At 67.5% G+C, this 19,113-nt stretch carries 30 protein-coding genes; 26 read left to right on the top strand and 4 right to left on the bottom strand.

Annotated elements, in window-relative coordinates:
* Position 1: 1 nt before the first annotated feature.
* The 15 genes from rplV (at position 2) to rplO (ending at position 6,509) form a co-directional block, all read left to right on the top strand.
* On the top strand, positions 2–349 hold the full coding sequence (gene rplV, locus SGA01_RS10560) for a 50S ribosomal protein L22 (RefSeq protein WP_024755410.1): 348 nt from the start codon (positions 2–4) through the stop codon (positions 347–349).
* A complete protein-coding gene (rpsC, locus tag SGA01_RS10555; protein ID WP_017239578.1) occupies positions 349–1,197 on the top strand; it encodes a 30S ribosomal protein S3 in 849 nt (282 codons plus the stop codon). Before rplV ends, rpsC begins: the two co-directional genes overlap by 1 nt.
* Before the next feature lie 5 nt (positions 1,198–1,202).
* Entirely contained in the window at positions 1,203–1,622 is a 420-nt protein-coding gene (rplP, locus tag SGA01_RS10550; RefSeq protein WP_015035580.1) for a 50S ribosomal protein L16, read from the top strand.
* On the top strand, positions 1,622–1,846 hold the full coding sequence (gene rpmC / locus SGA01_RS10545; protein ID WP_017239580.1) for a 50S ribosomal protein L29: 225 nt from the start codon (positions 1,622–1,624) through the stop codon (positions 1,844–1,846). The genes rplP and rpmC overlap by 1 nt, the downstream gene beginning before the upstream one ends.
* On the top strand, positions 1,846–2,127 hold the full coding sequence (gene rpsQ, locus SGA01_RS10540; RefSeq protein ID WP_024755411.1) for a 30S ribosomal protein S17: 282 nt from the start codon (positions 1,846–1,848) through the stop codon (positions 2,125–2,127). Before rpmC ends, rpsQ begins: the two co-directional genes overlap by 1 nt.
* Positions 2,128–2,225: 98 nt before the next feature.
* Entirely contained in the window at positions 2,226–2,594 is a 369-nt protein-coding gene (gene rplN, locus SGA01_RS10535) for a 50S ribosomal protein L14 (protein WP_003956455.1), read from the top strand.
* 2 nt (positions 2,595–2,596) lie between these two features.
* Positions 2,597–2,908 carry a 50S ribosomal protein L24 gene (gene rplX / locus SGA01_RS10530; protein WP_015035583.1) on the top strand — a complete coding sequence of 104 codons (312 nt, stop codon included), beginning with the start codon at positions 2,597–2,599 and terminating at the stop codon, positions 2,906–2,908.
* Positions 2,905–3,462, top strand: a complete 558-nt coding sequence (gene rplE / locus SGA01_RS10525; protein WP_099054322.1) for a 50S ribosomal protein L5 — start codon at positions 2,905–2,907, stop codon at positions 3,460–3,462. Before rplX ends, rplE begins: the two co-directional genes overlap by 4 nt.
* A gap of 5 nt (positions 3,463–3,467) precedes the next feature.
* A complete protein-coding gene (locus SGA01_RS10520) occupies positions 3,468–3,653 on the top strand; it encodes a type Z 30S ribosomal protein S14 (protein ID WP_003948630.1) in 186 nt (61 codons plus the stop codon).
* 222 nt (positions 3,654–3,875) lie between these two features.
* Entirely contained in the window at positions 3,876–4,274 is a 399-nt protein-coding gene (rpsH, locus tag SGA01_RS10510; protein WP_015035585.1) for a 30S ribosomal protein S8, read from the top strand.
* Between the two features lie 21 nt (positions 4,275–4,295).
* Positions 4,296–4,835 carry a 50S ribosomal protein L6 gene (gene rplF / locus SGA01_RS10505; RefSeq protein ID WP_024755414.1) on the top strand — a complete coding sequence of 180 codons (540 nt, stop codon included), beginning with the start codon at positions 4,296–4,298 and terminating at the stop codon, positions 4,833–4,835.
* Positions 4,836–4,838: 3 nt separating this feature from the next.
* Positions 4,839–5,222: a 50S ribosomal protein L18 gene (rplR, locus tag SGA01_RS10500; protein WP_015035587.1), complete on the top strand. Its 384-nt coding sequence runs from the start codon at positions 4,839–4,841 to the stop codon at positions 5,220–5,222.
* A 45-nt stretch (positions 5,223–5,267) separates the two neighbouring features.
* Complete coding sequence (rpsE, locus tag SGA01_RS10495) at positions 5,268–5,870, top strand: 30S ribosomal protein S5 (protein WP_015035588.1); 603 nt, start codon at positions 5,268–5,270, stop codon at positions 5,868–5,870.
* A complete protein-coding gene (gene rpmD / locus SGA01_RS10490) occupies positions 5,870–6,052 on the top strand; it encodes a 50S ribosomal protein L30 (RefSeq protein ID WP_024755415.1) in 183 nt (60 codons plus the stop codon). Before rpsE ends, rpmD begins: the two co-directional genes overlap by 1 nt.
* A 1-nt stretch (position 6,053) precedes the next feature.
* Entirely contained in the window at positions 6,054–6,509 is a 456-nt protein-coding gene (gene rplO / locus SGA01_RS10485; protein WP_024755416.1) for a 50S ribosomal protein L15, read from the top strand.
* Between the two features lie 79 nt (positions 6,510–6,588).
* Here rplO and SGA01_RS10480 read toward each other — a convergent pair whose 3' ends face one another.
* From SGA01_RS10480 to SGA01_RS10470, 3 genes are all read right to left on the bottom strand, one after another.
* The gene (locus SGA01_RS10480) at positions 6,589–7,188 is read right to left on the bottom strand and encodes a response regulator transcription factor (protein ID WP_141295696.1); all 600 of its coding nucleotides are present in this window, start codon (positions 7,186–7,188) and stop codon (positions 6,589–6,591) included.
* Positions 7,189–7,353: 165 nt separating this feature from the next.
* Positions 7,354–8,007 (bottom strand): hypothetical protein, encoded by a 654-nt coding sequence (locus SGA01_RS10475; protein WP_141295694.1) that lies wholly within the window; start codon positions 8,005–8,007, stop codon positions 7,354–7,356.
* A 1-nt stretch (position 8,008) separates the two neighbouring features.
* Positions 8,009–8,485, bottom strand: coding sequence for a hypothetical protein (locus SGA01_RS10470; RefSeq protein ID WP_141295691.1), 477 nt, complete (start codon positions 8,483–8,485; stop codon positions 8,009–8,011).
* Positions 8,486–8,839: 354 nt separating this feature from the next.
* Between SGA01_RS10470 and secY the strand changes: the two genes are divergently transcribed.
* The 10 genes from secY (at position 8,840) to truA (ending at position 16,255) form a co-directional block, all read left to right on the top strand.
* Positions 8,840–10,159: a preprotein translocase subunit SecY gene (gene secY / locus SGA01_RS10465; protein WP_141295688.1), complete on the top strand. Its 1,320-nt coding sequence runs from the start codon at positions 8,840–8,842 to the stop codon at positions 10,157–10,159.
* Positions 10,159–10,806, top strand: coding sequence for an adenylate kinase (locus SGA01_RS10460; RefSeq protein ID WP_141295685.1), 648 nt, complete (start codon positions 10,159–10,161; stop codon positions 10,804–10,806). The genes secY and SGA01_RS10460 overlap by 1 nt, the downstream gene beginning before the upstream one ends.
* A gap of 95 nt (positions 10,807–10,901) precedes the next feature.
* Positions 10,902–11,753, top strand: coding sequence for a type I methionyl aminopeptidase (map, locus tag SGA01_RS10455; RefSeq protein WP_055641836.1), 852 nt, complete (start codon positions 10,902–10,904; stop codon positions 11,751–11,753).
* Positions 11,754–12,041: 288 nt separating this feature from the next.
* A complete protein-coding gene (infA, locus tag SGA01_RS10450) occupies positions 12,042–12,263 on the top strand; it encodes a translation initiation factor IF-1 (protein WP_003956442.1) in 222 nt (73 codons plus the stop codon).
* A gap of 63 nt (positions 12,264–12,326) precedes the next feature.
* Entirely contained in the window at positions 12,327–12,440 is a 114-nt protein-coding gene (gene rpmJ / locus SGA01_RS10445; protein WP_003956441.1) for a 50S ribosomal protein L36, read from the top strand.
* 207 nt (positions 12,441–12,647) lie between these two features.
* Entirely contained in the window at positions 12,648–13,028 is a 381-nt protein-coding gene (rpsM, locus tag SGA01_RS10440) for a 30S ribosomal protein S13 (RefSeq protein ID WP_024755422.1), read from the top strand.
* A 66-nt stretch (positions 13,029–13,094) separates the two neighbouring features.
* A complete protein-coding gene (gene rpsK, locus SGA01_RS10435) occupies positions 13,095–13,499 on the top strand; it encodes a 30S ribosomal protein S11 (RefSeq protein WP_003956432.1) in 405 nt (134 codons plus the stop codon).
* Between the two features lie 130 nt (positions 13,500–13,629).
* The gene (locus SGA01_RS10430) at positions 13,630–14,652 is read left to right on the top strand and encodes a DNA-directed RNA polymerase subunit alpha (RefSeq protein WP_003966937.1); all 1,023 of its coding nucleotides are present in this window, start codon (positions 13,630–13,632) and stop codon (positions 14,650–14,652) included.
* A gap of 198 nt (positions 14,653–14,850) precedes the next feature.
* Positions 14,851–15,315, top strand: coding sequence for a 50S ribosomal protein L17 (gene rplQ / locus SGA01_RS10425; RefSeq protein ID WP_024755424.1), 465 nt, complete (start codon positions 14,851–14,853; stop codon positions 15,313–15,315).
* A gap of 82 nt (positions 15,316–15,397) precedes the next feature.
* Positions 15,398–16,255: a tRNA pseudouridine(38-40) synthase TruA gene (gene truA, locus SGA01_RS10420; RefSeq protein ID WP_055641834.1), complete on the top strand. Its 858-nt coding sequence runs from the start codon at positions 15,398–15,400 to the stop codon at positions 16,253–16,255.
* Here truA and SGA01_RS10415 read toward each other — a convergent pair.
* Entirely contained in the window at positions 16,226–17,236 is a 1,011-nt protein-coding gene (locus tag SGA01_RS10415; RefSeq protein WP_167534056.1) for a hypothetical protein, read from the bottom strand. The two genes, truA and SGA01_RS10415, sit on opposite strands and share 30 nt — an antisense overlap.
* 56 nt (positions 17,237–17,292) lie before the next feature.
* Here SGA01_RS10415 and SGA01_RS43055 point away from each other — a divergent pair, with 56 nt between their 5' ends.
* Entirely contained in the window at positions 17,293–18,915 is a 1,623-nt protein-coding gene (locus tag SGA01_RS43055; protein WP_174867253.1) for an ABC-F family ATP-binding cassette domain-containing protein, read from the top strand.
* Positions 18,916–19,113: the final 198 nt, after the last annotated feature.

The raw sequence follows: 19,113 nt of genomic DNA, 5'->3' as shown, positions 1-19,113 counted from the left end.
CATGGAAGCCAGGGCCCAGGCGCGGTACATCCGCGTCACGCCCATGAAGGCCCGCCGAGTGGTGGACCTTATCCGTGGCATGGACGCCACGGAGGCTCAGGCGGTCCTGCGTTTCGCCCCGCAGGCCGCGAGCGTGCCGGTTGGCAAGGTGCTGGACAGCGCCATCGCCAACGCTGCACACAACTACGACCACACTGACGCCTCTTCGCTGGTCATCAGCGAGGCGTACGTCGATGAGGGCCCGACCCTGAAGCGGTTCCGTCCGCGTGCTCAGGGCCGTGCATTCCGGATCCGTAAGCGGACCAGCCACATCACCGTGGTCGTCAGCAGCAAGGAAGGAACCCGGTAATGGGCCAGAAGGTTAACCCGCATGGGTTCCGGCTCGGCATCACCACGGACTTCAAGTCCCGTTGGTACGCCGACAAGCTGTACAAGGACTACGTCAAGGAAGACGTCGCCATCCGTCGGATGATGACGTCCGGCATGGAGCGCGCCGGCATCTCGAAGGTTGAGATCGAGCGCACCCGTGACCGTGTGCGTGTGGACATCCACACCGCGCGTCCCGGCATCGTCATCGGCCGCCGTGGCGCCGAGGCCGACCGCATCCGCGGTGACCTCGAGAAGCTCACGGGCAAGCAGGTCCAGCTGAACATCCTCGAGGTCAAGAACCCCGAGATGGACGCTCAGCTGGTTGCTCAGGCCGTTGCCGAGCAGCTCTCCTCCCGCGTCTCCTTCCGTCGCGCCATGCGTAAGAGCATGCAGGGCACGATGAAGGCCGGCGCCAAGGGCATCAAGATCCAGTGTGGCGGTCGTCTCGGCGGCGCCGAGATGTCCCGCTCCGAGTTCTACCGCGAGGGTCGTGTGCCGCTGCACACGCTCCGCGCGAACGTGGACTACGGCTTCTTCGAGGCCAAGACGACCTTCGGTCGCATTGGCGTCAAGGTCTGGATCTACAAGGGCGACGTCAAGAACATCGCCGAGGTCCGCGCCGAGAACGCTGCGGCCCGTGCGGGTAACCGCCCGGCCCGTGGTGCCGGCGCTGGCGACCGCCCGGCCGGCCGTGGTGGCCGTGGTGGCGAGCGTGGCGGCCGCGGCCGCAAGCCGCAGCAGCAGTCCGCGCCGGCTGCCGAGGCCCCCAAGGCCGACGCTCCCGCCGCCGCTGCCGCTCCGGCTGAGAGCACCGGAACGGAGGCCTGACCGAAATGCTGATCCCCCGTAGGGTCAAGCACCGCAAGCAGCACCACCCCAAGCGCTCGGGTATGAGCAAGGGTGGTACGCAGGTTGCGTTCGGCGAGTACGGCATTCAGGCCCTCACGCCGGCGTACGTGACGAACCGCCAGATCGAGGCTGCTCGTATCGCGATGACCCGCCACATCAAGCGTGGCGGCAAGGTCTGGATCAACATCTACCCGGACCGTCCCCTGACGAAGAAGCCCGCCGAGACCCGCATGGGTTCCGGTAAGGGTTCTCCGGAGTGGTGGATCGCGAACGTCAAGCCGGGTCGGGTGATGTTCGAACTGTCCTACCCGAACGAGAAGATCGCGCGCGAGGCCCTGACCCGTGCGGCCCACAAGCTGCCGATGAAGTGCAAGATCGTTAAGCGCGAAGCAGGTGAGCTGTGATGTCGGCCGGTACCAAGGCGTCCGAGCTGCGCGAGCTGGGCAACGAGGAGCTTCTCAACAAGCTCCGCGAGGCCAAGGAAGAGCTGTTCAACCTCCGCTTCCAGGCGGCGACGGGCCAGCTCGAGAACCACGGCCGGCTCAAGTCCGTCCGTAAGGACATCGCCCGGATCTACACCCTGATGCGTGAGCGCGAGCTGGGCATCGAGACGGTGGAGAACGCCTGATGAGCGAGAGCAACGTGACTGAGAAGACCGAGCGCAACGCTCGCAAGGTCCGCGAGGGCCTGGTCGTCAGCGACAAGATGGACAAGACCGTCGTCGTCGCTGTCGAGGACCGCGTCAAGCACGCGCTGTACGGCAAGGTCATCCGCCGTACGAACAAGCTCAAGGCTCACGACGAGCAGAACGCTGCCGGCATCGGTGACCGCGTCCTCCTGATGGAGACCCGGAAGCTGTCGTCGACGAAGCACTGGCGCGTCGTCGAGATCCTCGAGAAGGCCAAGTAATTCTTGAAGGGGTAACCCTTCGAGTTCGTTCCGCCAGGCTCGGCCGGGGCTTCTTCTGAAGCCCCGGCCGGGAACCGGCAGACAATCAGGAGATAGACGTGATCCAGCAGGAGTCGCGACTGCGTGTCGCCGACAACACTGGTGCCAAGGAGATCCTTTGCATCCGTGTTCTCGGTGGCTCGGGTCGCCGCTACGCGGGCATCGGTGACGTCATCGTCGCCACCGTCAAGGACGCGATCCCCGGTGGCAACGTGAAGAAGGGTGACGTCGTCAAGGCGGTCATCGTTCGCACCGTCAAGGAGCGCCGCCGCCAGGACGGCTCGTACATCCGCTTCGACGAGAACGCCGCTGTCATTCTCAAGAACGACGGCGACCCTCGTGGCACCCGTATCTTCGGCCCGGTCGGCCGTGAGCTGCGCGAGAAGAAGTTCATGAAGATCATCTCGCTCGCGCCGGAGGTGCTGTAAGCATGAAGATCAAGAAGGGCGACCTGGTCCAGGTCATCACCGGTAAGGACAAGGGCAAGCAGGGCAAGGTCATCACGGCCTTCCCCCGCGAGAACCGCGTCCTGGTCGAGGGTGTCAACCGGGTCAAGAAGCACACCAAGGCCGGCCCGTCGCAGGCCGGTGGCATCGTCACGACCGAGGCTCCGGTCCACGTCTCCAACGTCCAGCTGGTCGTGGAGAAGGACGGCAAGAAGGTCGTCACGCGTGTCGGTTACCGCTTCGACGACGAGGGCAACAAGATCCGCGTTGCCAAGCGGACGGGTGAGGACATCTGATGGCTACCACCACTCCGCGTCTCAAGACGAAGTACCGCGAGGAGATCGCGGGCAAGCTGCGTGAGGAGTTCTCGTACGAGAACGTCATGCAGGTTCCCGGCCTCGTGAAGATCGTGGTCAACATGGGTGTCGGCGACGCCGCCCGTGACTCGAAGCTGATCGACGGTGCGATCCGCGACCTGACCACGATCACCGGTCAGAAGCCGGCCGTCACCAAGGCTCGCAAGTCCATCGCGCAGTTCAAGCTGCGTGAGGGCCAGCCGATCGGTGCGCACGTCACCCTCCGTGGCGACCGCATGTGGGAGTTCCTGGACCGCACCCTGTCGCTCGCGCTTCCGCGCATCCGCGACTTCCGTGGTCTGTCCCCCAAGCAGTTCGACGGGCGTGGCAACTACACCTTCGGTCTCACGGAGCAGGTCATGTTCCACGAGATCGACCAGGACAAGATCGACCGTGTCCGGGGTATGGACATCACCGTGGTGACCACGGCGACCAACGACGCTGAGGGCCGCGCCCTTCTCCGTCACCTCGGCTTCCCCTTCAAGGAGGCGTAAGCGAGATGGCGAAGAAGGCTCTCATCGCGAAGGCTGCTCGCAAGCCCAAGTTCGGCGTGCGTGGCTACACGCGCTGCCAGCGCTGTGGTCGTCCCCACTCCGTGTACCGCAAGTTCGGCCTGTGCCGCGTGTGCCTCCGTGAGATGGCTCACCGTGGCGAGCTGCCGGGCGTGACCAAGAGCTCCTGGTAATTCCCTACTGTCCTTTGGACGTTAGGGATACCCAGAGACTCTCGGTAAGCACTGGGTTGGCGGATGCCCACCCCTCCATGGCTTAGGCTAGGAGGGTTGGGCGTCCGTCGCCCGTACGACTTACTACGCCGTAGGTCCCCGCGCCGCACCCGTCCCGCCCCTGTGTGGGGAGAGGGATGGCGCATACAGGAAACCCCGGCGAGAGAGGCCGAAGGCCAATTCATGACCATGACTGATCCGATCGCGGACATGCTGACTCGTCTGCGTAACGCGAACTCGGCATACCACGACTCCGTGACGATGCCGCACAGCAAGATCAAGTCTCACATCGCGGAAATCCTCCAGCAGGAGGGCTTCATCACGGGCTGGAAGGTCGAGGACGCCGAGGTCGGCAAGAACCTCGTCCTCGAGCTCAAGTTCGGTCCGAACCGTGAGCGCTCCATCGCGGGCATCAAGCGGATCTCGAAGCCCGGTCTCCGGGTTTACGCGAAGTCCACCAACCTGCCGAAGGTCCTCGGCGGCCTGGGCGTGGCGATCATCTCCACGTCCCACGGTCTCCTGACCGGCCAGCAGGCAGGCAAGAAGGGCGTAGGTGGGGAAGTCCTCGCCTACGTCTGGTAGTCGGGAAAGGAAGGAAAGCTCATGTCGCGTATTGGCAAGCTGCCTATCCAGGTTCCCGCCGGCGTGGACGTCACCATCGATGGCCGCACGGTCACGGTGAAGGGTTCCAAGGGCACCCTGAGCCACACCGTCGCCGCTCCGATCGAGATCGTTAAGGGCGAGGATGGCGTGCTCAACGTCAACCGTCCGAACGACGAGCGTCAGAACAAGGCCCTTCACGGCCTGTCCCGCACGCTGGTGGCCAACATGATCACCGGTGTGACCCAGGGTTACGTGAAGGCGCTCGAGATCAGCGGTGTCGGTTACCGCGTTGCCGCGAAGGGCTCCAACCTGGAGTTCCAGCTCGGCTACAGCCACCCGATCCTCGTCGAGGCGCCCGAGGGCATCTCGTTCAAGGTCGAGTCGCCGACCAAGTTCTCGGTCGAGGGCATCGACAAGCAGAAGGTCGGCGAGGTCGCGGCGAACATCCGCAAGCTGCGGAAGCCCGACCCGTACAAGGCCAAGGGCGTCAAGTACGCCGGCGAGGTCATCCGCCGCAAGGTCGGAAAGGCTGGTAAGTAAGCCATGGCATACGGTGTGAAGATCGCCAAGGGCGACGCTTACAAGCGTGCCGCCAAGGCGCGCCGCCACATCCGCATCCGCAAGAACGTGTCGGGTACGGCGGAGCGTCCGCGCCTCGTCGTGACGCGTTCCAACCGCGGTATCACCGCTCAGGTCATCGACGACCTCAAGGGTCACACCCTTGCGTCTGCGTCGAACCTGGACGCGTCGATCCGCGGCGGCGAGGGTGACAAGTCCGCGCAGGCCAAGCAGGTGGGTGCTCTCGTCGCCGAGCGCGCCAAGGCTGCTGGTGTCGAGGCTGTCGTGTTCGACCGTGGTGGCAACAGGTACGCCGGGCGCATTGCCGCTCTGGCTGACGCCGCCCGCGAAGCCGGGCTGAAGTTCTAAGCCCCGGTTCCGGGACTAACGGACGTAACAGAGAGAGGTAATCCAATGGCTGGACCCCAGCGCCGCGGAAGCGGTGCCGGTGGCGGCGAGCGGCGGGACCGGAAGGGCCGCGACGGTGGCGCTGCCGCCGAGAAGACCGCGTACGTTGAGCGCGTTGTCGCGATCAACCGCGTCGCCAAGGTTGTCAAGGGTGGTCGTCGCTTCAGCTTCACCGCGCTCGTCGTGGTGGGCGACGGTGACGGCACCGTAGGTGTCGGTTACGGCAAGGCCAAGGAAGTTCCCGCGGCCATCGCCAAGGGCGTCGAGGAAGCCAAGAAGAACTTCTTCAAGGTTCCCCGCATCCAGGGCACCATCCCGCACCCGATCCAGGGCGAGAAGGCGGCCGGCGTTGTCCTGCTGAAGCCTGCTTCCCCCGGTACCGGTGTTATCGCCGGTGGCCCGGTGCGCGCCGTTCTGGAGTGCGCCGGCGTTCACGACATCCTGTCGAAGTCGCTCGGCTCCGACAACGCGATCAACATCGTGCACGCGACCGTGGAGGCCCTCAAGGGCCTGCAGCGTCCCGAGGAGATCGCGGCTCGCCGTGGTCTGCCCCTCGAGGACGTCGCTCCCGCGGCTCTGCTCCGTGCGCGTGCTGGGGCGGGTGCGTAATGGCTCGCCTCAAGGTCACGCAGACGAAGTCGTACATCGGCAGCAAGCAGAACCACCGCGACACCCTGCGCTCGCTTGGCCTCAAGAAGGTCAACGACGTGGTTGTCAAGGAGGATCGTCCCGAGTTCCGCGGCATGGTGCACACCGTCCGCCACCTCGTGACGGTCGAGGAGGTTGAGTAAAATGGCGGAGAACAGCCCGCTGAAGGCCCACAACCTCCGTCCCGCCCCCGGCGCCAAGACTGCCAAGACCCGTGTCGGTCGTGGTGAGGCGTCGAAGGGTAAGACGGCCGGTCGTGGTACCAAGGGTACGAAGGCCCGTTACCAGGTTCCGCAGCGCTTCGAGGGTGGGCAGATGCCCCTCCACATGCGTCTGCCGAAGCTCAAGGGCTTCAAGAACCCGTTCCGCACCGAGTTCCAGGTCGTGAACCTGGACAAGCTCGGCGCTCTCTACCCCGAGGGTGGAGAGGTCACGGTGGCCGACCTGGTCGCCAAGGGCGCGGTTCGCAAGAACAGCCTCGTCAAGGTGCTCGGCACCGGCGAGATCACCGTGGCGCTGCAGGTTTCGGTTGACGCCGTCTCCGGCTCCGCCAAGGAGAAGATCGCCGCCGCTGGTGGCACCGTCACCGAGCTCGTCTGAGCCCGGTAGACAGCACTGAGTAAGCCCGGCCGGTTCCCCTTAGGGGGAGCCGGCCGGGCTTCTCTGCGTGTGGAGGGTCTCAGGCCACGGCCGAGGTGAGCCCGCGGGCCTTGAGACAGGCTTGGAGCCGGCTCTCGACGTTGAGCTTGGCCAGCACGTGGGTCACGTACATCTTCACCGTGGCCTCCTTGATTCCCATGGAGCTCGCGATGCGGTGATTGCTCATCCCGTCGGAGAGCAGATCCAGCACCTGCTGTTCCCGGGGGGTCAGCTGCGGGAACCGCATGCGGTATTCGGTCAGTTCCTCCGTCATGTCGCGGGGGAAGTACGTGAACCCCGTGAGGGCGGCGGCCAGGGCGCGGTCGAAGTCCTCCGGAGTCGCGGTGTCGGGCAGGAATCCATGGAGACCGGCCGACACGCTGGACGGAGAGATACGGGTCCGCGCCGGATGACCGATGGAGATGAAGCGGACCGCGTGGTCCCCTGCCCGGGGCCGGAGGGCGGCGGTCACGTCCTCTTCGGGTGAGTCGGCGGTGCTGAGCAGGACGAGGTCGGGGCCGAGGCGGTCGACCGCCTCGGCCAGGTCGCTCACGGTGCAGGTGCTGAGTGTCTTCACGTACGAGAATCGTCGGACGATCTGGATGAGGCCGAGCGTGCGGGTCGGGCTGTCGTCGGCCACAAGGACATGGGCATGTGCATGGCGTTGCGTGCTCATTTCCCCCACTTCGCGATCGCGGCAGGGGGCGGCGCTGCGTTCCCCCGCTCCCGCCCCCCTGGGTGATCACGACTGTAATCGTGGTGGTTGCACCTGCACAGGCACTTGAGCAGTACCTGATGTTCCGGTTCAGCCCGCCGCGGCGGACGGCCGGCAGGACCGCCAGTCCGGCCGCCAGTCGGGGAAGGCGGGGTGCTCACTCGTCCGGGTACCGCTGATCGTGGAGCCGATCGAGCCGTCCGGCCCCTTGATCTCGACGATCCGGTGGGGATACGGGCCGCCGAGGTCGGTGTAGGTCATGCGCATCATGCCCATGGGTGTCTCCCACCGGTTCGCGCCGCCGGCGACCTTCTTCGCGTCCCGGGGGATCTCGCGAGGTCCGAAGTACCCCCGCAGGATCACGTCCAGGCCGTCCGGCTTCGGCGCGGGGGTGGGTTCGTCCCCGGTCGTACAGGACTCCCAGTTCCGCGAGGTGATGGATTCGGGGCGGTCGGCACGCCAGAGTCGTTCCTCCGCCGTCCGCCCTTCGAAAGTGATCACGAAGCGGAGTCTGCTGACCGCGTCGCCCCGGTGCTCGGCGAACATCTCCACTCTCCGGTTCGTCGTCACGGATGGGTCGGTCTCCAGCGGGACCGCCTCCGTGAACTCGATTCGGGTGACGGACGCCCCTGCCCGGCCGTCGTCACCTGCGCTCCGTCCCGCGTCGGCGGTGCCGACGGTGACGGCCGCGACCGCGACCGTCACCGCGGCACCGCCCGCGAGGGCCAGCCCTATGCGTTTCATCTCAGCAGGTGAAGCGGCGTTCCTGGCTGGTGGCCCAGCCGACACGGGCCGGGCTGCCGCCGCGGACGGAGCCCTTCGTGCGGTAGGTGAACGTGCCCTTGCCCTGGCACTTCCACTGGAGGTGGCTCATGCCGCGGTTGCCGACCCAGTCCGTACCGGCGATGCGGTTCCAGCCGTCCCAGCGGTGGTACTGCAGCAGCGCGGTGTTGTACCAGCCGCTGCAGTTGTTCCTGGTCCGGTACTTGCCGCGGGCATGGTCGCTCGTGCCGCTGCTCGCCATGTTCTCCTTCCACGGCGTGTACACCTCGAGGTAGCAGCCCGCCGCGGCGACCTGCGGCGCGGCGGCGGCCGTCGTGGTGACCGCCGTCGTGACGGTCGGTGGAGCGGGAGCCGGCGCGGCGGACCGGGCGGTGGAGGTGCCGGCGCCCATCAGCAGCGCGGCGCCCACGGCGGTCGCGACGGTGAGTGACTTCTTCACAGGTGTTCCCCCAGAAGCGGTATCAGCGGGTATCGAGCGGTTCCGGCCGGTCGGTCCGGAACCGCTCGATCAGTCTTCTGTGGGTGGGGTGCGGTGTCATGACGGCTCTTGGTCGGGAGGGGCGCCCGACCAAAGTCGGATGCCCGGGACCCGGAGGTCCGCTCCCGCCCGGGATGCCTCCCAAAAGGGGCATCCCCGGTTGGTCGTTCCTAGGGGGGCATGGTCGCCGGTAAGGTGGCGTGCACTGTCTAGACTCCGTGCGGTATGCCCGCACGGGATTGATGACCGAAACCCAATCGTCGAACCTCAAGACCGTCACCCTTGACGCATAGCGCGGGGGTCGCAGGAGGCACCGTGCTCACCGCGTTCGCCCGGGCGTTCAAGACGCCCGACCTGCGCAAGAAGCTGCTCTTCACGCTCGCCATCATCGTGCTGTACCGCCTCGGGGCCCACATCCCGGTCCCCGGCGTCAAGTACGAGGCCGTCCAGCAGTGTGTCAAGCAGGCCAGCGAGGGCAACAACAGCCTGTTCGGCCTGGTCAACATGTTCAGTGGCGGGGCGCTGCTGCAGATCACCATCTTCGCGCTCGGCATCATGCCGTACATCACGGCGAGCATCATCCTGCAGCTGCTGACCGTCGTGATCCCGCGTCTGGAGGCCCTCAAGAAGGAGGGTCAGTCCGGTACTGCCAAGATCACGCAGTACACGCGGTACCTGACGATCGCCCTCGCCATCCTCCAGGGCACCGGTCTCGTGGCCACGGCCAAGAGCGGCGCGCTCTTCAGCGGCTGTGTCGTCGCCGACCAGGTCGTGCCCGACCAGTCGATCTTCACGATCGCCACGATGGTCATCACGATGACCGCGGGCACCGCCGTCGTCATGTGGCTCGGTGAGATCATCACCGACCGTGGCATCGGCAACGGCATGTCGATCCTGATGTTCATCTCGATCGCCGCCGGCTTCCCGGGCGCGCTGTGGAAGATCAAGGTCGAGGGTGACCTGGCCGACGGCTGGATCGAGTTCGGCACCGTGATCCTCGTCGGCTTCGCGATGGTGGCCCTCGTGGTCTTCGTCGAGCAGGCCCAGCGACGCATCCCCGTGCAGTACGCGAAGCGGATGATCGGCCGACGCTCCTACGGCGGTACGTCCACTTACATCCCGTTGAAGGTGAACCAGGCAGGTGTGATTCCTGTCATCTTCGCGTCGTCGCTGCTCTACATCCCGGCCTTGATCGCGCAGTTCTCGAACTCCACCGCGGGGTGGAAGACCTGGATCGAAGCCCACTTCGTCAAGGGTGACCACCCCTACTACATCGCTACGTACTTCCTCCTGATCGTGTTCTTCGCCTTCTTCTACGTGGCGATCTCGTTCAACCCCGAGGAAGTTGCCGACAACATGAAGAAGTATGGTGGCTTCATCCCGGGTATCCGGGCTGGTCGACCTACTGCCGAGTATCTGAGCTACGTGCTCAACCGGATCACTTGGCCGGGCTCGCTGTACTTGGGTCTGATCGCTCTTGTGCCGACGATGGCGTTGGCAGGCTTCGGTGGCGCCAATGCCAACTTCCCCTTCGGTGGGACGAGCATCCTCATCATCGTGGGTGTGGGGCTGGAGACCGTGAAGCAGATCGAGAGCCAGCTCCAGCAGCGCAATTACGAAGGGTTCCTCCGCTGATGCGAATCGTCCTCGTCGGACCGCCCGGGGCCGGCAAGGGTACGCAGGCCGCGTACCTTGCCAAGAACCTGGGTATCCCGCACATCTCCACGGGTGACCTGTTCCGTGCCAACATCTCGCAGGGCACGGAGCTGGGTGTGGAGGCGCAGTCGTACATGAAGGCCGGCCAGCTCGTGCCGGACTCCGTGACGATCGGGATGGCCAAGGACCGCATGGAGCAGGCGGACGCCGTCAACGGCTTCCTGCTCGACGGATTCCCGCGCAACGTGGCCCAGGCCGAGGCTCTCGACGAGATCCTCAAGGCGGGGCACGTCCAGCTGGACGCGGTCCTGGACCTGGAGGTCCCCGAGGACGAGGTCGTGAAGCGGATCGCGGGTCGCCGCATCTGCCGCAACGACTCCTCTCACGTGTTCCACGTGACGTACAACGCTCCGAAGACCGCGGGCGTCTGCGACGCCTGTGGTGGCGAGCTCTACCAGCGCGACGACGACTCCGAGGAGACCGTCCGCCGGCGCCTGGAGGTCTACCACACGGAGACCGAGCCGATCATCGACTACTACCGGGCGCAGAGCCTGGTCGCGACGATCTCGGCGCTCGGCAAGGTGGACGAGGTCACCGCCAAGGCGATGGCCGCGCTCAAGAAGTAACCCTGGTTCGTTCGATACGGCCGCGGTGCCCCTCGGGGGCGCCGCGGCCGTATCGTTGTTCTGTTCCCCGTACTCGAAGAAAGGCCGCGGCCACGATGGTGCAGATCAAGACCCCCGAGCAGATCGCGAAGATGCGCGAGGCGGGGCTGGTCGTCGCCGCCATCCACGCGGCGACCCGCGAGGCGGCCGTGCCGGGCGCCACGACCCGGGACCTGGACGAGGTCTCGCGGAAGGTCATCGCCGAGCACGGCGCGAAGTCGAACTTCCTCGGGTACGGCGGCTTCCCCGCGACGATCTGCACCTCGGTGAACGAGGTCGTCGTCCACGGCATCCCCGATGACAAGACCGTCCTGAAGGACGGCGACATCATCTCCATCGACGCGGGCGCGATCGTGGACGGCTGGCACGGTGACGCGGCCTACACGGCGTTCGTGGGCACCGGGCACGCGCCCGAGCTCGTCGAGCTCTCCCGGGTGACGGAGGAGTCGATGTGGGCCGGCATCGCGGCGATGAAGCTCGGCAACCGGCTCGTCGACATCTCGAAGGCCATCGAGACGTACATCAAGCGGCAGCCCCGTCCCTCGGTCGGCGAGCACAGCCTCGGCCGGTACGGGATCGTCGAGGACTACGGCGGCCACGGCATCGGCACCGAGATGCACATGGACCCGCACCTGCTGAACTACGTCTCCCGCAAGCGCGGCAAGGGCCCGAAGCTGGTCCCGGGCCTCTGCCTGGCGATCGAGCCGATGGTCTCCCTGGGCACCCCGCACACCGAGGTCCTCAAGGACGACTGGACCGTCGTCACGACGGACGGCACCTGGTCCTCCCACTGGGAGCACTCCATCGCCCTCACCGAGGAGGGCCCCCTGGTCCTCACGGCGGTCGACGGCGGCAAGGCGAAGCTGGCGGAGCTGGGCGTGACGGCGGCGCCGGACCCGCTGGGCTAAGAGGCCCGGGCGATCGGCCGGCGGACGGAGTCCGCCGCAGCAGGCCGAAGCTTGTGAGGCGCCCGGCGCCGAGCCCGCGAGGGCTGCGTAGGGGATGGGCCGGCGGCGCCGGACCCGCTCGCGTAGCCCTGGCTCCATCGTCGAGTAATGATCTTCTACTGTGGGCAAACTTCCCGGATTCGTCTTTTCCAGGGGCCTGACGTAGACTGATGCGTCGGCTCTCGTGTACCCGTGTGTCCGCATACGGCGGCGAGAGTCGATCAAGGTAGCCGATTCGAAAGGCGAAGCGTGGCCAAGAAGCAAGGTGCCATCGAAATCGAGGGCACCGTGATCGAGTCCCTCCCGAACGCCATGTTCAAGGTGGAACTCCAGAACGGTCACAAGGTCCTCGCGCACATCTCCGGCAAGATGCGGATGCACTACATCCGAATCCTCCCGGACGACCGGGTCGTCGTGGAGCTCTCTCCGTACGACCTGACGCGTGGCCGGATCGTCTACCGGTACAAGTAGATCTTGCCCGCACCCCGCCTCCGCGCGCGGGTGGTGGCACTGACCCGGAGAACCTCACATCCCATGAAGGTCAAGCCGAGCGTCAAGAAGATCTGCGACAAGTGCAAGGTGATCCGCCGTCACGGCCGGGTCATGGTCATCTGCGACAACCTGCGCCACAAGCAGCGCCAGGGCTGACGCACGCCGACCGACCTGCATTTCGCAGTTCTTCGCGCGACGCATAGCAGTACGTACATAAGCAGAGCCCGTCGGGCCGTGTTCCACGGTTGACGGCACCTCCGGCGGGGGCCGGGGACCCGGACGTACCACTCTTCTGAACACCTCAGAGGGTCGGCGGTCGGGAGCGGTTCTGCAGCAGACCCCCGAGAACACAGGAGCCATTGAATGGCACGCGTTTCCGGTGTTGACATCCCGCGCGAAAAGCGTGTGGTGGTCGCACTCACCTACGTCTTCGGCATCGGGCGCACCCGGTCCGAGGAGATTCTCGCCGCGACCGGCGTGAACGAGTCCACCCGTGTCCGTGACCTTGCCGAGGAAGACCTCGTCAAGATCCGTGAGTACGTGGACGCCAACCTCCAGACCGAGGGTGACCTCCGCCGCGAGATCGCCGCCGACATCCGCCGCAAGGTCGAGATCGGCTGCTACCAGGGTCTTCGCCACCGTCGTGGCCTGCCCGTTCGCGGTCAGCGCACCAGCACGAACGCTCGTACCCGCAAGGGCCCGCGTCGCGCCATCGCCGGCAAGAAGAAGCCGGGCAAGAAGTAGTCCTCAGCGGACGCTTGACCAAGCGGTCTTCGCTGTAGGACCGACCACCTCCCGTAGGAGTAATAGATGCCCCCCAAGGGTCGTCAGGGCGCTGCCAAGAAGGTGCGCCGCAAGGAAAAGAAGAACGTCGCTCACGGCCACGCGCACATCAAGAGCACGTTCAACAACACGATCGTCTCGATCACGGACCCCTCGGGCAACGTGATCTCCTGGGCCTCCGCCGGCCACGTCGGCTTCAAGGGCTCGCGCAAGTCGACCCCGTTCGCCGCGCAGATGGCCGCCGAGTCGGCCGCCCGCCGCGCGCAGGAGCACGGCATGCGCAAGGTTGACGTCTTCGTCAAGGGTCCGGGCTCCGGCCGCGAGACCGCGATCCGCTCCCTCCAGGCCACGGGCCTCGAGGTCGGTTCGATCCAGGACGTCACCCCCACGCCGCACAACGGCTGCCGTCCCCCCAAGCGCCGCCGCGTCTGACGCACGGCTGCTTGACCTGAGGACTTCGGGCGGTACGGCTCTTCGGACCGTGCCGCCCGTACCCTTGCAGTACAGAAGTGATCCGTCGGGCGTCAAATAGTGGGCGTCCACGACTGAAGGACAAAGAGACATGCTGATCGCTCAGCGTCCGTCGCTGACCGAAGAGGTCGTCGACGAGTTCCGCTCCCGGTTCGTGATCGAGCCGCTGGAGCCGGGCTTCGGCTACACCCTCGGCAACTCCCTCCGCCGTACCCTCCTCTCCTCGATCCCGGGTGCCGCTGTCACCAGCATCCGCATCGACGGTGTCCTGCACGAGTTCACCACCGTGCCGGGCGTCAAGGAGGACGTCACCGACCTCATCCTCAACATCAAGCAGCTGGTCGTCTCCTCGGAGCACGACGAGCCGGTCGTGATGTACCTGCGCAAGCAGGGCCCGGGTCTGGTCACCGCCGCCGACATCGCGCCCCCGGCCGGTGTCGAGGTGCACAACCCCGACCTCGTCCTCGCCACGCTCAACGGCAAGGGCAAGCTGGAGATGGAGCTGACCGTCGAGCGCGGTCGCGGCTACGTCTCCGCCGTGCAGAACAAGCAGGTGGGCCAGGAGATCGGTCGTATCCCGGTCGACTCCATCTACTCGCCGGTGCTCAAGGTCACGTACAAGGTCGAGGCGACCCGTGTCGAGCAGCGCACCGACTTCGACAAGCTGATCGTCGACGTCGAGACCAAGCAGGCCATGCGCCCGCGTGACGCCATGGCGTCCGCCGGTAAGACCCTGGTCGAGCTGTTCGGTCTGGCGCGCGAGCTCAACATCGACGCCGAGGGCATCGACATGGGCCCGTCCCCGACGGACGCCGCCCTTGCCGCCGACCTGGCGCTGCCGATCGAGGAGCTCGAGCTCACCGTTCGTTCGTACAACTGCCTCAAGCGCGAGGGCATCCACTCCGTGGGTGAGCTCGTGGCGCGCTCCGAGGCGGACCTGCTCGACATCCGCAACTTCGGTGCGAAGTCGATCGACGAGGTCAAGGCGAAGCTGGCCGGTATGGGCCTCGCGCTGAAGGACTCGCCGCCCGGGTTCGACCCGACCGCCGCCGCGGACGCCTTCGGTGCGGACGACGACGCGGACGCGGGCTTCGTCGAGACCGAGCAGTACTAAGAGCTCGGGCCTCACGGTCCGTAACCTGGTGCGGGAGCGCTGTGCTTGATCGCGCCCACGCGACGGAGTCGCACATAGACTCCGACCCGCGCCCCTTCCAGGCCCCTTCGGGGGCCTGGATCTCCGACGGGTGACCGCCCGCTCGGATACTGACCCCGGTACCTGATACGGCCGGGGCAGACACCAAGGAGAAACACCATGCCGCGTCCCGCGAAGGGTGCCCGCCTCGGCGGTTCCGCCGCTCACGAGCGTCTGCTGCTCGCCAACCTGGCGAAGTCCCTCTTCGAGCACGGCCGCATCACGACGACCGAGGCCAAGGCTCGCCGCCTGCGCCCCGTCGCCGAGCGCCTGATCAGCAAGGCGAAGAAGGGCGACATCCACAACCGTCGCCTGGTGCTGCAGACGATCACCGACAAGGGCATCGTCCACACCCTCTTCACCGAGATCGCCCCGCGTTACTCGGAGCGTCCCGGTGGTTACACCCGTATCACCAAGATCGGCAACCGTCGTGGCGACAACGCCCCGATGGCCGTGATCGAGCTGGTCGAGGGCGAGATCGCCAAGAAGGCGACCGTCGCCGAGGCCGAGGCCGCCACCGTGCGCGCCGTCAAGGAGGCCGACGCGGCCGCCGAGGCTCCGGCCGAGGAGTCGAAGGACGCGTAAGCGTTCTTCGGACGATTCTCGCGAGCGGGCCCGTACCCCCTGGGGTGCGGGCCCGCTCCCGTGCGTTTGAGAGGATTTCCGCGTGAGCGATGACGTGCAGGACGGGTTCGTACGAGTACGCCTTGACCTTTCGTACGAGGGCAGGGACTTCTCCGGCTGGGCCAAGCAGCCCCAGGGCCGGCGCACCGTGCAGGGTGAGATCGAGGCCGCGCTGCGGACCGTGACGCGGTCCACGGAGACGTACGAGCTGACCGTCGCCGGCCGGACCGACTCCGGCGTCCACGCGCGCGGGCAGGTCGCCCACGTCGACCTGCCCGTCGAGCTGTGGGCGGAGCACCGGGACAAGCTGCTCAGGCGGCTCGCCGGGCGGCTCTCGCACGATGTGCGGGTGTGGAAGGTGGAAGAGGCTCCCAGCGGCTTCAACGCCCGGTTCTCGGCGATCTGGCGCCGCTACGCCTACCGCGTCACCGACAACCCCGGCGGCGTCGACCCGCTCCTGCGCGGGCACGTCCTGTGGCACGACTGGGCCCTCGACATGGACGCCATGAACGAGGCGGCGACCGCGCTCATCGGCGAGCACGACTTCGCCGCGTACTGCAAGAAGCGCGAGGGCGCCACGACCATCCGCACCCTTCAGGTGCTGCGGTGGGAGCGGCGGGACGACGGCATCCTCGAGGCGACCGTGAAGGCGGACGCCTTCTGCCACAACATGGTCCGCTCGCTCGTCGGCGCCATGCTCTTCGTCGGCGACGGCCACCGGCCGGTCGACTGGCCCGGCAAGGTGCTCGCCGCCGGCGTGCGGGACTCGGCCGTCCATGTCGTCCGGCCGCACGGCCTCACCCTCGAAGAGGTCGGCTACCCGGAGGACGCGCTGCTCGCCGCCCGCAGCAAGGAGGCGCGCAACAAGCGGTCACTCCCCGGGAGCGTTGGCTGCTGCTGAGGCCTGCGTCCGGCCGCGGGCGTAGATCTGGTTGAAGGCGAAGGTCCCGAGGTCGTCGCTGGCCTGGAAGATCGGCTTGTCGGCCTTGGTGACCTTCTTGCCGTTGGCGAAGCCGGCCTGGGTGAAGTAGGCGTAGCGGCCGATCGCGTTCGAGCGGCGCAGGCAGACCGTCGCGTGGCAGAACTCACGCACGCCGGCGCCCGCGAGCGGCGCGATGCCGCCGGTGGCCTGGGCCTTCGCCTTGAGGGCCGCGGCCTCGGAGGGGAAGACGGCCACGCCGACGGTGATCGCCACACCGTCCTTCACGTAGGTGGCGCGCAGGATCTTCTGGCAGCCGTTCTTCTTGAGGACGGCGCCGAGGCCGCCCTGCGTCACGGACGCGCAGTCGGCAGAGGCGGAGGTCGCGCCCTTCTTGTACGGGCGGCCGTTCATGCTCATCTTCTTGCCCGGGAAGAGGCCCTCCGCGGAGAGCGGGGCCTTGTCCTTCTTCGGGTCCGAGATGTAGTCCTTCGGGTTCGGCGGGGGCGGCGGCGCCACCGACGAGAAGGTCGGATCGGGCGTGGGGGAGCCGGTGGGGGAGGCCGTGACGGTGGGGACCCCGCCGTTCTTCGCCTCGTCGCCGGTCTTGTTCGTGCTGACGATCGCGGTGGCGACGATCGCGCCCACGGCGAGCGTGGCCAGCGCCCCGCCGCCGATCAGCAGCCAGCGCTTGCGGCGGTTGCGGTTCGCGGAGGCGTCGGCGAGGGCGCCCCAGTCAGGGGTCCCGCCGCCCTGCGCCCCGGGGAAGGGGTTCGGCTGCTGCTGCCCGGGGCCCGGCTGCCCGCCGTACGGCTGCCCGCCCCCGTACGGCTGCTGCTGCCCGTACTCGGGCTGTCCGCCGTAGCCGGGCTGCTGCCCGTACCCCGGCTGCTGTCCCTGGCCCTGCTGTCCCTGCCCCTGCTGCTGCGGCTCCTGTGGCCACTGCGGTCCCCCAAAGCTCATGCCGCGCATCCTAATCCGGTTGGGCGAAGGGGACGCGTGCGGTGACAATGCACCCCATGGGACATGTCGAGGCCGCACATCTTGAGTACTACCTTCCGGACGGGCGGGTCCTGCTCGGGGACGTCTCCTTCCGGGTCGGGGAGGGCGCGGTCGTCGCCCTCGTCGGGGCCAACGGCGCCGGCAAGACCACACTGCTCCGGCTGATCTCCGGGGAGCTCCAGCCGCACGGCGGCTCCGTCACCGTCAGCGGCGGCCTGGGCGTCATGCCGCAGTTCGTCGGCTCCGTCCGGGACGCGTCCACCGTCCGCGACCTGCTGGTCTCGGTGGCGCAGAAGCGGATCCGGGAGGCCGCGAAGGCGGTCGACGAGGCCGAGCACCTGATCATGACGGTCGACGACGAGGCCGCGCAGATGAAGTACGCGCAGGCCCTCAGCGACTGGGCCGAGGTGCAGGGCTACGAGGCCGAGACCCTCTGGGACATCTGCACGATGGCGGCGCTGGGCGTCCCGTACGAGAAGGCGCAGTTCCGGGAGGTGCGGACGCTCTCCGGCGGCGAGCAGAAGCGGCTGGTCCTGGAGTACCTGCTGCGCGGCCCCGACGAGGTGCTGCTCCTCGACGAGCCGGACAACTACCTCGACGTGCCCGGCAAGCGGTGGCTGGAGGAGCGGCTGAGGGAGACCCGTAAGACCGTGCTCTTCATCTCCCACGACCGGGAGCTGCTCTCCCGCAGCGCGCAGAAGATCGTCGCGGTCGAGCCCGGCCCGGCCGGCTCGGACGTCTGGGTGCACGGCGGCGGCTTCGACACCTTCCACGAGGCGCGGCGCGAGCGGTTCGCGCGCTTCGAGGAGCTGAAGCGGCGCTGGGACGAGAAGCACGCACAGTTGAAGAAGCTGGTCCTCAACCTGCGGCAGGCGGCCGCGGTCAGCCACGAGATGGCCTCGCGGTACGCGGCGGCGCAGACCCGGCTGCGGAAGTTCGAGGAGGCGGGCCCGCCGCCGGAGCCGCCGCGCGAGCAGGACATCCGGATGCGGCTGCGCGGCGGCCGGACCGGGGTGCGGGCCGTGACCGTCGAGAACCTCGAGCTGACCGGCCTGATGAAGCCGTTCTCGCTGGAGATCTTCTACGGGGAGCGGGTCGCGGTCCTCGGGTCGAACGGCTCCGGGAAGTCGCACTTCCTGCGGCTGCTCGCGGGGGACCCGACGGTCGCCCACACGGGTGACTGGAAGCTGGGCGCGCGGGTCGTGCCCGGGCACTTCGCGCAGACCCACGCGCACCCGGAGCTGACCGGGCGGCCGCTCGTCGACATCCTGTGGACGGAGCACGCCAAGGACCGGGGTGCGGCGATGTCGATGCTGCGGCGGTACGAGCTGGAGCGCCAGGGCGACCAGCCCTTCGACAAGCTCTCGGGCGGGCAGCAGGCCCGCTTCCAGATCCTGCTCCTGGAGCTCGCGGGCACCACGGCGCTGCTCCTGGACGAGCCGACGGACAACCTGGACCTGGAGTCGGCCGAGGCCCTCCAGGACGGCCTGGAGGCGTACGACGGCACCGTGCTGGCCGTCACGCACGACCGGTGGTTCGCGAAGAGCTTCGACCGCTTCCTGGTCTTCGGCTCGGACGGGGTCGTCCGGGAAACGCCGGAGCCGGTGTGGGACGAGCGGCGGGTCGACCGGGCGCGGTGACCTCGGCGGTCGGCGGTCGGCGTCGGTGACCGGCCGTCGTGCTTGGCTGCGGGGCCGGGGGCTCCGGTCGGCGGACGGAGTCCGGCGCAGCCGGGCGAAGCCGGGGAGGCCCCTCGGGGCCGAGCCGCGCGAGGGTGGCGTGGGGGAGAGGTCGCCGGAGCCGGTGTGGGACGAGCGGCGGGTCGAGCGGGCGCGGTG

The sequence above is a fragment of the Streptomyces gardneri genome (genome assembly GCF_006539185.1).
Taxonomy (GTDB): domain Bacteria; phylum Actinomycetota; class Actinomycetes; order Streptomycetales; family Streptomycetaceae; genus Streptomyces; species Streptomyces gardneri.
Note: the sequence above shows the minus strand (reverse complement) of the source record. Positions and strands in the feature narration are given on the sequence as shown.